Origin of the sequence: Rickettsia peacockii str. Rustic (genome assembly GCF_000021525.1) — a bacterium.
Lineage (GTDB): Bacteria > Pseudomonadota > Alphaproteobacteria > Rickettsiales > Rickettsiaceae > Rickettsia > Rickettsia rickettsii.
Map to the genome: position 1 here is coordinate 500,387 of NC_012730.1, position 12,776 is coordinate 513,162.

The window sequence follows — 12,776 nt, forward strand, 5'->3', positions numbered from 1 at the left end:
AGATTTCAAGCTTTATTTCCATTATTTATAATATTTTATTATTTAGTCTATAATTTTATGGTGGATTTAAAAACTAAAGCCTTTGATATTTCTCAAAATTTCACTATTTCTCTTGACGGTCCTGCTGCTTCAGGTAAAGGGACTATCGGTTTAATACTGGCCAAGAAATTTTCTCTTAAATATTTTCAGTCAAGTATTGTTTATAGGCAGCTTGCGTTTGACTGTATTAGTCAAAAAATAGATGTCACTGATATAGATGCGGTAATTGCTTTATCTAAAGAATTAAAACTCGACAATAATTTTGACTTAGAGAATGAGAATATAGGAAATATAGCATCGCAAATTGCCGTAATAAGTGAAATTAGAAATAATCTAAACAAATACCTGATTAATCTAGTAAAAACAACACCTAGAATGATTATGGAGGGTAGGGATATAGGCACCGTTGTTGCACCTGACGCCGATTTAAAGATTTTTATAACCGCAAATCCTCAAATTAGGGCTGAAAGACGATATAAGCAGTTGCAAGCAAAAGGAAAAACATGTATACTCGATGAGATTTTACGGCAAATAATTTTGCGAGATAAAAGAGATAAAGAGCGAAAAGCTGCACCGTTATTACCGGCTTCAGATGCTTTAATTATCGATACTTCAAAGCTTTCGGCTATGGAAGTCGTAGAAGAAGTAACAAATTATATAAAGAATAAAATAACTTGAAAAAGTGCTAGGTTATTTTATTCGATTTTATGGCGTTATTGCATGGCTAGTATGTCATTCCCGCGGAGGCGGGAATTCAGTAACTAAAAGGTAAAAACACACTGAATTTTTAATATTAAAAGCTCAATTTCGCTTTTTCTGGATTCCCGCCTCCGCGGGAATGACATACTAGCCATGCAAGAGCATCCAATTTTATTAACCTTTCAAAAAAAATTTATTAGCCTAGGCACTTTAGCTAATATTACGAGAAGAATATGTCAATAAAACTAAAACAACGATTTGTTCCACAACTTGCAGCAATGAATCACGAATTTGCAGAAGATTTCTCTAAAATGCTTGAAACCGTTGATACAAGTCATATAAAAGAAAAAACGGTAGTTAAAGGTCAAGTAATCGAAATAAAAAACGATATAATTATTGTTGACGTTGGATTAAAAAATGAAGGTAGAATACCTAAGTCTGAATTTTTAGCTTTACCTGAAGTTGGGGACGTAGTTGAAGTTTTCATCGAGAAAATTGAAGGACGTAACGGCAGAACAATATTGAGCCGTGAAAAAGCAGTTAAAGAGGAATTATGGGGACAACTAGAAATCATGTGTTCCAAGGGCGAATTTGTCGACGGTACGATTTTCGGTCGTGTAAAAGGAGGCTTTACCGTGGATTTATCCGGTGTAGTAGCATTCTTACCGGGAAGCCAAGTTGACGTTAGACCTATTAAAGATCCTACTTCTATAATGAATATCAAGCAACCGTTTAAAATTTTAAGTATGGATAAAAAGCTTGGTAATATAGTAGTTTCAAGAAGAGCTATTTTAGAAGAATCACGTTCCGAAGCTAGAGATGAGATGCTATCTAAAATTAAAGAAGGCATGGTATTAGAAGGAACCGTAAAAAATATTACTGATTACGGTGCGTTTATCGATCTTGGAAGTGTTGACGGTTTATTACATTTAACCGATATTTCTTGGGGAAGAGTTAACCATCCTTCAGAAGTGTTAGACTTTAACCAAAAGGTTAAAGTAATGGTTATTAAGTTTGATGAAAAAACCAACAGAATATCACTCGGTATAAAACAACTTGATTCTAACCCATGGGAAGCAGTTAAAGAAGAATTCCCCGTCGGTAAACAAATGACCGGTAAAGTTACAAATTTTGCTGATTACGGCATATTTATAGAATTAAAAGACGGGCTTGAGGGACTTGTTCATTCAAGCGAAATTAGTTGGTTAAAATCTAATCAAAATCCTAGAAAAACGCTAACTATAGGGCAAGAAGTAGAATTCGTAGTTTTAGAGGTCGATACTGAAAAGCATCGTGTTTCTTTAAGTATTAAACAATGCCAAGAAAATCCTTTAACAAAGTTCGCTGAAAATAATCCTGTCGGTACTATAATTAAAGCACCGATTAGAAATATTACGGATTTCGGTATTTTTGTTGCACTCGGTAATAATATGGACGGCATGATTCATGAAGGTGATATTAGCTGGGAAGATAAAGGAACGGATCTATTAAAATCATACAAAAAAGGTGACGAAATAGAATGCAAAGTTCTAGCCATTAATATTGAAAAAGAACAAGTTAGTTTAGGTATAAAACAATTGTCGCCGAATCCATATCAAGAAATCAGTGATGAATATAAAAAAGGCACCATAGTTAAAGCCCTTATAACAGAAGTTAAAGATGAGGGACTCGAAGTATTATTAAACGATAAAGTAGCAGGTTTTATTAAAAGAACTGAACTATCGGATGAAAAAGACGAGCAGAAGTCTGAAATGTTTCAAATAGACACAGAAATAGAAGCAAAAGTTGTTTCTATCGAGAAATCAACCGGTAGAATTTTATTATCGGTAAAAGCTCATAAAATAGCAGAACGTCAAAAAGCTCTCAAAGCATATGGTTCTAGTGATAATACTACCAATATGGGAGATATACTTGCTAATGCTTTAGAAGATAAGAAGTAATACTCTATTATAAGTCATTGCGAGGAGAAACTGTAAGTTTCAACGAAGCAATCTCAGGAGTTATATGCTACTTCATGAGATTGCCACGTCGGTTATTAAAATAACCTCCTCGTAATGACGAAAAACTATTTAATTAATCAATTTCAGGAGAAAATATTAATGTCGTATGTACCGATAGTAGTTGAACCAACATCACGCGGTGAACGTGCTTATGATATATATTCAAGATTGCTAAAAGAACGTATAATCTTTGTATGTAGTACTGTTGAAGATCATATGGCAAACTTAATTGTTGCACAATTATTGTTTCTTGAAGCAGAAAATCCTAAAAAAGATATATATATGTATATCAATTCCCCCGGAGGAGTTGTAACCGCAGGTCTTGCAATTTATGACACAATGCAATATATAAAACCTAAAGTGGCTACATTATGCATAGGTCAAGCTTGTTCTATGGGTTCACTTTTACTGTGCGGGGGCGAGAAGGGGATGCGTTATAGTTTACCTCACAGTCGTATTATGATCCATCAACCATCAGGAGGTTATAAAGGGCAAGCTACCGATATAGAAATCCACGCTCAAGAAACCCTAAAAATCAAAAGGTTACTTAACGAATTGTATAGTAAACATACTGAACAAGAGTTAAAACATATCGAAAAAAGTATGGAACGTGATAATTTCATGTCACCGGAAGAAGCAAAAAAATTTGGATTAGTAGATAATATAATGTCGTCCAGAGATGCTATGACATTGTTAGCAAAATAAAGATTAAATTTTATAGATTTAGTCTTATTATTATAGTATAAGAGAATTAATTTGTTATAGTCAAGTCAGTGGGATTTGCACACCAGAAGCGAGGAGTTAAACCTAACTAATAGGAGAACGACGAATGACGATGCAGGCGAGTCCAAATCAATTGACTATATTGGGGTCATAGCTCAGTTGGTAGAGTGTTTGAATGGCATTCAAAAGGTCGGGGGTTCGACTCCCCCTGGCTCCACCATGTCTTATTGCTATTTCAATTTATAAATACTTCTAAACTAAGGACTTTTTGCTTTTCAAAAAAAGTTAGATAATATTCAAATCTTATCATAATTCCTTTTTAGATTAGTTTTAACTTACTTAGTGAATTAATAAGAGGCTATAAAATGCATAAAGTAATTACACAATTATCAGAAATTAAATTAATTGGTATTACAACAGGCCGGAGAATATAAAGCTCAAAGCGGGGCATTTTAAAGGTAATACAAGTTATTTAATGATAAGCAATATATTAACATAAGCTTTACCCCACTTTCTACTTCTCATTTTTTGCTTTTTTTTAAAATGGCTAGAAATGCCACATATAAAACTATGGTGGGATAAGGATATAGAATGGAGTTTAGAATTGATCGAACAAAAATACTCAAGCTATGTTATAGGGTATAAGCTAGAAAATAATGAGCCTAAAAATATACACGCTTACATTATAGAAGCAGACTGTACTCCTTTACAATGCTTATGATTTTGAGCGTTCAGACCCATTAATAAACTTACCTTCAAAACTTGCAGCACTTGATTATTTCTTTAATGCTTAGGTTCTGTGGACATTTAATAGAATAATCATAATTATGACTCTTTTTTGCTGCAAATTATAAGTTTTTTTGAAATATGAATAACTATTCCTTCAAAAATCTTATTAATTTTCGCTAAAAAATACTTCAAAATAAAAAATCAATTAGAAATCTTCACAGAACCTAGATATATTAATATAGATTAAGTGTAAAAAGAATTAGTGAGAAAATGCTAAAAGATCAGAATTTAGATATAGAAAGAAAGCAAGACCATATTGAAATTAATCTTACGAAAAACGTTGAATCTACACTTAAAAGCGGTTTTGAATCTATTCACTTTATTCACAATGCATTACCGGAAATTAACTACGATAGCGTCAATACAACTACTACTTTCCTCGGAAAATCTTTACAAGCACCTATCCTAATTTCTAGTATGACCGGAGGCACGACTAGAGCTAGAGATATTAACTATAGACTTGCACAGGTCGCTCAAAAAGCCGGTATTGCTATGGGGCTTGGCTCTATGCGGGTTTTGTTAACGGAACCGGATACAATCAAGACATTTGCAGTAAGGCATATAGCTCCCGATATCCCTTTACTAGCCAATATCGGTGCAGTACAGCTTAATTACGGAGTGACACCTAAAGAATGTCAGTATTTAGTGGATGCTATTAAAGCCGATGCCTTAATTTTACACTTAAACGTGTTACAGGAACTGACTCAGCCGGAAGGTAATAGAAACTGGGAAAAGCTGTTACCTAAGATAAGAGAAGTGGTTCATTACCTCTCTATTCCGGTAATTGTTAAGGAAGTAGGATACGGTTTATCTAAAAAAGTTGCTGAGAGTCTTATTGAAGCAGGGGTTAAGGTTCTTGATATTGCAGGGAGCGGTGGGACATCTTGGAGTCAAGTAGAGGCTTATCGTGCTACAAATTCGTTACAAAACCGTATAGCTAGTAGCTTTATTAACTGGGGAATCCCGACTTTAGATTCTCTAAAAATGGTGCGGGAAGTTTCAAAAGATATTCCGATTATTACCAGTGGCGGGTTAAAATCCGGCATTGACGGTGCAAAAGCAATTCGTATAGGAGCTAATATTTTTGGACTTGCCGGTCAATTTTTAAAAGCGGCAGATACTTCTGAAAGCTTGCTTTTCGAAGAGATACAATTGATAATCGAGCAGCTTAAAATTACCATGCTATGCACCGGATCACGCACTTTAAAAGATTTAGCAAAAGCAGAGATTAGGTTGTAGTGTAGAAGTCAAGATTTGATCTTACAGACACTATAAATTTTGCACCTGATTGTCAGTTAAATTTTGACTGTCAGAGACGTATTCAAGATACAAGATTTCATTATTCTTTTCAACAGCTAATTTTCTACTATCCTTAAAAGTTTGCATAGGAGTTTTTCCATAACAATATTTTCCTGAATGTGGTCGCTCATTATTGAAATGCTCTAACCAAATATCAAGATCTAATTGTAAATCATCAAGATCTGTATAAATCTTTTTCCGCATAGCTGTATCAAAGAATTCTTGTTTCATGGTTTTATTAAAACGCTCACACATACCATTTGTTTGGGGAGAATATGCCTTAGTTGTAGTATGCTCTATACCTTCGATACTTAGAAACAACTCAAAAGCATGATGCTCTATATTCCCCTTATATTCTGACCCACGATCTGTAAGAATACGAAGTATTGGTATCCCTTGGGTCTCGTACCATGGTAACACGCGGTCATTAAGCATATCAGCAGCAGTTAAAGCTGTTTTATCAGTATATAGTTTAGCATCAGCTACCCTAGTATAGCTATCAATAAATACCTGAGAATAAACCTTACCTATACCTTTGAAATTACCTACATAATACGTATCCTGACATCCTAGATAACCTGGATGCTGCGTCTCGGTTTCTCCATGAGCTTCTCTTTCATTACGACGCTCCTCTAGCACTTGTAATTGAGATTCAGTAAGAACAATACCATCCTGAGCCATCTTTGCTTCTAATGCTTTAAGCCTTTTACTGATATTGTTTAAATCATTACGTAACCAAATTGATCGCACTCCTCCAGGCGATACAAGTATACCGCTCTTCTTAAGCTCATTTGATACTCTTAGCTGACCATATGCTGGATATTCTATTGCCATATCCATTACTGCTTTCTCTATCGCTGGATCAACTCTATTCGCTATTATTGGCTTTCTTCGACTAATTTCATATAATGCCTCTTCGCCACCAGTTTCATACAGTGCTTTAAATCTGTAATAACTATCTCTACTATAGCCCATCGCTTTACATGCTGATGATATGCTACCAAGACTCTTAGCTAGTTCTAGTAACCCTATTTTTGGCTTTATTATTTTTTGATTTAAGTTCATTTTTCATCTCCATTTAATAATTAATTTATTTTACTAAATGTAAGATATAATCTCAACTATTACATATTATTATTTTTATTATCGCTAAGTTCCATATATTTTGTTAGTCGATGTTTGTCTGCTATTAACTTTGCTTCTTTTTCTAAATTGATATTTTGCTCAAGATTTGGGTCTTTAATTAATTCTTTAAAATAATTACTTATGGATTTTAATCCCAATTTTCTCGTTAATTTACTTAAATACTTTTATAAAATTTATTTTTGATAGTTTGTTTTTTAGGTTCTGAATTTTTATTGAATGTATTATCGGTTTTAACTTCTTATTTTTTATCTTCTAATACTCCTGTATTAATTGATCTTTTGGTGTTTGATTTAGTTTTGAATTATCTGCTCTTACCCCAGCACCGGCATTATATATATACGATAATTTTTTCCGTTTTCTTTAGAATATTTTATAACATTTGTATGTAATCCTGTATTAGTAGGAGCATTAGAATATGATAAATATGCTTCTCCGGTTTTTTGCAGTTTATCATATATTTCATCTGTAGTTTTTTCTAAAAATTTTTTTAACTGTTCTGCTGGTGGTAATTCAGTTGAGCTAGTTAATTTACGTAAAAAGGATTGCTTATAAATCTCATCTAAGTCATCCATAAAATGGTCTAATTTTTTACCTGTATTTTCGTCAGGATTTAAAGCTTTATACGCTTAGCCGTTATAAAATGAACTGAGCCTAAATTATAATCTTTTGTGGATTTATTATAGGTACGGGCATCGTCAAGCATTTCGCAGTACTGAGTTGCTTTTGCTTCATACTCATATTTCCGTATGTTATTTAAGGCTTGAGTGATATTTTCATAATGTTCTTTCAGCTTATTTTGGTTATTCTTGTTTAGAGCAGTATTTGTAAGTTGATTATCATAATTTTCTAAGTTACCGAACTTTCTATCATTATTTACATTCTCAACCATATTTTCAACTAATTAGTTAAGCAGGGATCAAAATAATCATGTATTATGAATAAATGTCAATAATTACTCACCTCAATATATCTACTTTATCTAATTGTTCCCATGTAAAATTTGCGTCTTCTCGGCCGCAATGACCGTAAGAAGCCGTTTTTTGATAACGTGGAGTGCGAAGCTTAAGATGTTTAAATTCTTCCTGGACGCATATCAAAATGCTGTGTTATGAGCTTAGTAATTTGTTCATTGCTTAATGTGCTAGTACCGCAAGTTTCAGCATAAACAGATACGGGAGCAGCTACGCCTATTGCGTAGGATATTTGTATTTCACAGCGATCGGCAAGTCCTGCTCCTACTATATTCTTAGCAATATAGCGTGCCATGTAAGCAGCCGATCTATCTATTTTTGTTGGATCTTTTCCAGAAAAGCAACCGCCGCCGTGTCTTGCCATTCCTCCATAGCTGTCCACGATAATTTCCCTACAGGTTAAACCGCAATCTGCAACGGGACCGCCTATAAAAACCGACCCGTCGGATTAATTAGGTATTTAGTGTCTTTATGCAGTAAATTGCTTGGTAATGCCTGTTTAATAATTTCTTCCATTACTGCTTCAATAAGGTCTTTTTGTTGTATTTCCGGATGATGCTGAGTTGATAAAACTACTGTATCAATGGCAATTGGTTTGTTATTTTCATATCGTAACGTGACTTGAGATTGTGCATCGGGTCTAAGCCAAGACAAGATATTTTGTTTACGTAAATATACTTGCCTTATCATTAATAAATGAGCGTAGTAAATCGGTGCGGGCATGAAACTATCCGTTTCATTACAGGCATAACCGAAAACCATACCTTGGTCTCCTGCACCTATTTCATCGTCATTTGCATTGTCAACACCCATAGCTATATCGGGTGATTGTTAATGATAGCTGAAATTACGACACAACAGCTACCGTCAAATCCATAATTTGGATTATTATAGCCGATTTCTTGTATCTTGCTACGTACTATTTGCTCAATATCCACATAGGTACTAGGCCGCTCACTAGAACTAGACCGGTTGTTACAAATGTTTCACAGGCAACACGACCGTTAGGGTCTTGTTTTAGAATCTCATCAAGTACCGTATCTGAAATTTGATCGGCAATTTTGTCCGGATGCCCTTCAGAAACTGACTCAGAGACTCAGACGTAAATATAAAATTTTTCATACATTACGCTCCTTTTAAAATTCTTCAACTGTTATATTAATATATAATTTTTTATATGCTTATTTTATCAAATATGTATGCTGTATTATATGTTGAAGTTATTTTTCTGGATTCCCGCTTTTGCGGGAATGACAGCAAGTCATGCAATAACGCCGCCTTTAGCTAGGAATGATACACCTTCAATGAATTTCCATCCAGTTATTACCTGCTCTAATTTCGGTTATAATCGGTACATCCATATTAGTAGAATTTTCCATGATTTTTTTAATAATAGGTGTTATAATTTCTACTTCATCAATCGGTGCTTCAAATAGTAATTCATCATGAATTTGCAGTACTAATCTTGTTTTAAGTTTACGTTTTTCTATTTCTTGATCTAGATTGATCATAGCAATTTTAATTATATCGGCATTAGTTCCTTGAATCGGAGCATTAATAGCCGCACGTTCTGCGAATTGTTTAAGCTTTTTATCATGAATTAGAGGTACAAAACATTTTCTGCCAAAGCAATTTGTGACATAGCCGTTGCTACTTGCAAAAGCTTTTGTTTGCTCCATATATTCTTGCACTCCTTTATATTCAGCAAAATATTTCTTGATATATTCGGATGCTTCGCCGTTAGTAACGTTTAATTGCTTAGCAAGCCCAAAAGCACTTATACCGTAAATGATACCAAAATTTATAGCTTTTGCTTTACGCCTATGTTCGCTAGTTAGTTCGTGTTTTTGTAAGTTAAAGATCTGACAAGCAGTTTGAGTATGGATATCGTCTTTATTGATAAATGCTTGTTTTAGTGCATCTATATTTGCGATATGGCTTAATATTCTAAGCTCAATTTGAGAATAATCGGCAGATATTAATTTATAACCTTCTTTAGCAATAAAAGCTTGTCTGATTTGATTCCCCTCACTAGAGCGAATAGGTACATTTTGTAGATTAGGTTCCTGTGAGCTAAGTCTTCCTGTAGTGGTAGAAGTTTGTAAAAATTTCGTATGTACTCTATGTGTTATATTATCTATCTGTTTCGGCAAACTATCGGTGTAGGTATTCTTTAATTTTGTTAGTTGCCTCCATCTTAATAACAAATCTGCAATATTATATCCATGCTCACTAAGTTTTTCTAGTATTTCCGCTCCCGTTGAGTAAGAGCTTGCTTTAGCTGAAGCTTTACCGAAAGGTAATTGCATTTTTTCGAACAAGATTTCGCCTAATTGTTTTGGCGAACCAATATTAAATTTAGTTCCGCTAAGAGCAAAAATTTCTTCTTCAAGTTTTAGAATTTCTGTTCCAAATTCAGCGGATAATTGTTTTAGGTAATTAGCATCTACTGTAATACCCACTTTCTCCATTTTATCTAAAATAAAACAAATAGGTAAATCAATGTTGCTATAAAGTCTAAAGGTTTTGTTGTCTTTAAGTTCCCATATAGTTTGCTTATAAAGTGTGATAAAGTTTATTACTATTTTTGCTGATTCGATAATTATATTTTCTATCCAAGTTTCTTTCAAAACTTCTTTAAATAAATTTTTCTGTGATAAACCGGCAGATAACGCATACTGCATTAATTCTAAATCTTCTATAGCCGTAATGTCATGAGATTGGTTTGCATAAAATTTAAGTAGAGGTTTAAGAGAGTAAGTAATTTTTTTTATGGATTTATCGGTTAGTAAATTGAAGATTATATTCGAAAACCAGTTGTTATTAGTTTTAGTATTATAAGAAAATAGATCATGAGAAGTGTTTGAAATTTTAATAATATAGCTTTGGTTTTGCAGTGATAAAATAAAAGCAAGATTAGCTCCTTTATGCTGTAATAAATATATCCCGAATATTCCTATTTTCGTGGCTTCTTTAGCAAAGTCTGCTAACTCATTAGCATTATTAATTTCTTTTATTTCCGTTACTTTATTATCTGCTATCTCTTTGTAGTCGTTAATTTTAATATCCAATAAATTTTCTACTCTTTTATATAAAGATCTAAAACCGTATTCCTGTAAAAATCCTGTTAATTTATCGCTATTTGGAGGTGACCATTCTAAATTATTTAGCTGAAAATCTAAATCAACATTAGAATTAAGCCCTATTAACTGCCATGAAATTAACGCCGTTTCTCTTGAATTTTGTAAAGTTTCACGTTGTTTTACGCTTGAGACTTGGTCTAAAGAGTTAAATATATTTTCTACAGAACCAAATTGTGTTATAAGACTACTTGCAGTTTTTGGTCCAATAGATGGTACACCCGGAATATTATCCGATCTATCGCCGATTAAAGCCATTACTTCACGTAATTTATCAGAAGTAGTGCCAAATTTTTTAACCACATCATCCTCCGTAATATATTTCCCTTTTAACGGATCATATATCTTGATGTTTTCAGTCATTAGCTGTAATAAATCTTTATCGGAAGAGATAATGACTACATGTTCGCCAAGTGCAGCAGTTTTAGTAGCAAAGGTTGCGATAATGTCATCGGCTTCATAACCGTTCTTCTCTAGAATAGGAAAATTTAAGTTACTTGCAACATCACGAACTAAAGGTAATTGTACAATTAAATCTTCAGGGGGTGGAGGGCGGTTAGCTTTATAGTCGGGATAAATCTGATGGCGAAAATTTTTCCCGCCGCTGTCAAATACTACAGCGACATGTTTAGGCTTAAAGTCGCTCAGTAATTTTAGCAGCATTGAAGTAAAACCGTAAAGAGCACCGACAGGCTCGCCTTTTGGTGAAGTTAAAGGCTGTTGTGCATAATAGGCTCTAAAAACAAATCCGTATCCATCTATGAGCAATAAGGTATTTTTTTGAGTCATTTTATGATTTTATTTTTAATTAGATCGTCATTGCGAGGAAATTACGTAAGTAATTGACGAAGCAATCTCAGGAGTTTATTATTACTTCATGAGATTACCGTGCAGCTTACGGCTACTCGCAATGACGACTCAATATTCGTGCGGGCAATGACGTAGCAAAACCTCACAACCCCACTATATTTCTAGCAAAATCATGTTGGTTGAATATTTTTAAGTCCTCTATCTTCTCGCCTATACCGATAAAGTATAAGGGTAAATTAAATTTTTGTACTACTCCGACAATTACGCCCGCTTTAGCACTGCCGTCTAGTTTAGTCACGATAAGCCCCGTCAAATTAGTAGCATCATTAAAATGTTCTACTTGGTTATAGGTATTTTGTCCGGTAATAGCATCAATGACTAAAACGCTATGAGTGGGGGCATTCTCGTCTAGTTTTTTTATAACTTTTACAATCTTAGACAGTTCATCCATCAAATTTTTCTTATTATGAAGCCTACCTGCTGTATCGATAAAAAGTATATCGATATTTTGTTTTATCGATTCTTCCATCCCGCGATAAGCAACACTTGCGGGGTCAGCCGATTCTTCACCGGTAATAAGTAGTACATTTGCTCTATCTGCCCAAGTACTTAGCTGATTTACGGCAGCTGCTCTAAAAGTATCGCAGGCTGCAACTGCTACTTTTTTCCCTTGTGCCGAGTACATTGCAGCAAGCTTACCTATAGTCGTGGTTTTACCTGCTCCGTTAACACCGCAAACTAAAATTACGTTTAATTTATTTTCGCTTAAAGTAAAAGGAATTTCTGATTTTGATAGCTGCTGCTCTATTAATTTAGCAAGGGCTTCTTTTACTGTATCACTATCTATTTCTTTGTCAAATTTTACCTTTTTAAACTCTTCAATAATATTAGTTACTACCAAAACACTCATATCACTTGAGATAAGTAGCTCTTCTAGCTCTTCTAGAGTTTCTGCATCTAATTTTTTCTTGTAAAATATTTTGTCGATACCTTCCGATATTTTATTAGAAGTTTTAGATAAACTTTGTTTTAATTTACTAAATATCGAAATCATATTAGATAGTTTTTTGTTTTATGGGTGTTGGTGTTACGCCTGTGTGAGTATCAAATCGTCATTGCGAGGAAATTACGTAAGTAATTGACTAAGCAATCTCAGGAGT

The 12,776-nt window shown here is 33.8% G+C and carries 11 protein-coding genes, 1 tRNA gene and 1 pseudogene; 6 read left to right on the forward strand and 7 right to left on the reverse strand.

Annotated features, from left to right (window positions below):
• Positions 1–57 precede the first annotated feature (57 nt).
• The 6 genes from cmk to fni all read left to right on the forward strand — a co-directional run bounded on the left by cmk (position 58) and on the right by fni (position 5,489).
• On the forward strand, positions 58–717 hold the full coding sequence (cmk, locus tag RPR_RS02985; protein WP_012719757.1) for a (d)CMP kinase: 660 nt from the start codon (positions 58–60) through the stop codon (positions 715–717).
• A 254-nt stretch (positions 718–971) separates the two neighbouring features.
• Positions 972–2,678, forward strand: coding sequence for a 30S ribosomal protein S1 (locus RPR_RS02990; protein WP_012736636.1), 1,707 nt, complete (start codon positions 972–974; stop codon positions 2,676–2,678).
• Positions 2,679–2,837: 159 nt separating this feature from the next.
• A complete protein-coding gene (gene clpP, locus RPR_RS02995) occupies positions 2,838–3,443 on the forward strand; it encodes an ATP-dependent Clp endopeptidase proteolytic subunit ClpP (RefSeq protein ID WP_012736637.1) in 606 nt (201 codons plus the stop codon).
• 162 nt (positions 3,444–3,605) lie between these two features.
• Positions 3,606–3,681, forward strand: a tRNA-Ala gene (locus RPR_RS03000).
• A gap of 333 nt (positions 3,682–4,014) precedes the next feature.
• The gene (locus tag RPR_RS08535; protein ID WP_012736638.1) at positions 4,015–4,182 is read left to right on the forward strand and encodes a hypothetical protein; all 168 of its coding nucleotides are present in this window, start codon (positions 4,015–4,017) and stop codon (positions 4,180–4,182) included.
• A 278-nt stretch (positions 4,183–4,460) separates the two neighbouring features.
• The gene (fni, locus tag RPR_RS03010; protein WP_012736639.1) at positions 4,461–5,489 is read left to right on the forward strand and encodes a type 2 isopentenyl-diphosphate Delta-isomerase; all 1,029 of its coding nucleotides are present in this window, start codon (positions 4,461–4,463) and stop codon (positions 5,487–5,489) included.
• 30 nt (positions 5,490–5,519) lie between these two features.
• Here fni and RPR_RS03015 read toward each other — a convergent pair whose 3' ends face one another.
• The 7 genes and pseudogenes from RPR_RS03015 to ftsY all read right to left on the reverse strand — a co-directional run bounded on the left by RPR_RS03015 (position 5,520) and on the right by ftsY (position 12,670).
• Positions 5,520–6,614, reverse strand: a complete 1,095-nt coding sequence (locus RPR_RS03015) for an IS481-like element ISRpe1 family transposase (protein WP_012736483.1) — start codon at positions 6,612–6,614, stop codon at positions 5,520–5,522.
• Positions 6,615–6,673: 59 nt separating this feature from the next.
• Positions 6,674–6,832, reverse strand: a complete 159-nt coding sequence (locus tag RPR_RS08540; protein ID WP_187145805.1) for a hypothetical protein — start codon at positions 6,830–6,832, stop codon at positions 6,674–6,676.
• A 174-nt stretch (positions 6,833–7,006) separates the two neighbouring features.
• Positions 7,007–7,267, reverse strand: a complete 261-nt coding sequence (locus tag RPR_RS03020; protein ID WP_085065644.1) for a hypothetical protein — start codon at positions 7,265–7,267, stop codon at positions 7,007–7,009.
• Between the two features lie 38 nt (positions 7,268–7,305).
• The gene (locus RPR_RS03025; protein ID WP_085065645.1) at positions 7,306–7,584 is read right to left on the reverse strand and encodes a hypothetical protein; all 279 of its coding nucleotides are present in this window, start codon (positions 7,582–7,584) and stop codon (positions 7,306–7,308) included.
• Between the two features lie 67 nt (positions 7,585–7,651).
• Positions 7,652–8,788: pseudogene (gene metK / locus RPR_RS08035) on the reverse strand (methionine adenosyltransferase).
• Positions 8,789–8,967: 179 nt separating this feature from the next.
• A complete protein-coding gene (polA, locus tag RPR_RS03050; RefSeq protein ID WP_012736640.1) occupies positions 8,968–11,595 on the reverse strand; it encodes a DNA polymerase I in 2,628 nt (875 codons plus the stop codon).
• A 163-nt stretch (positions 11,596–11,758) separates the two neighbouring features.
• The gene (gene ftsY / locus RPR_RS03055; protein WP_012736641.1) at positions 11,759–12,670 is read right to left on the reverse strand and encodes a signal recognition particle-docking protein FtsY; all 912 of its coding nucleotides are present in this window, start codon (positions 12,668–12,670) and stop codon (positions 11,759–11,761) included.
• Between the last annotated feature and the right edge of the window lie 106 nt (positions 12,671–12,776).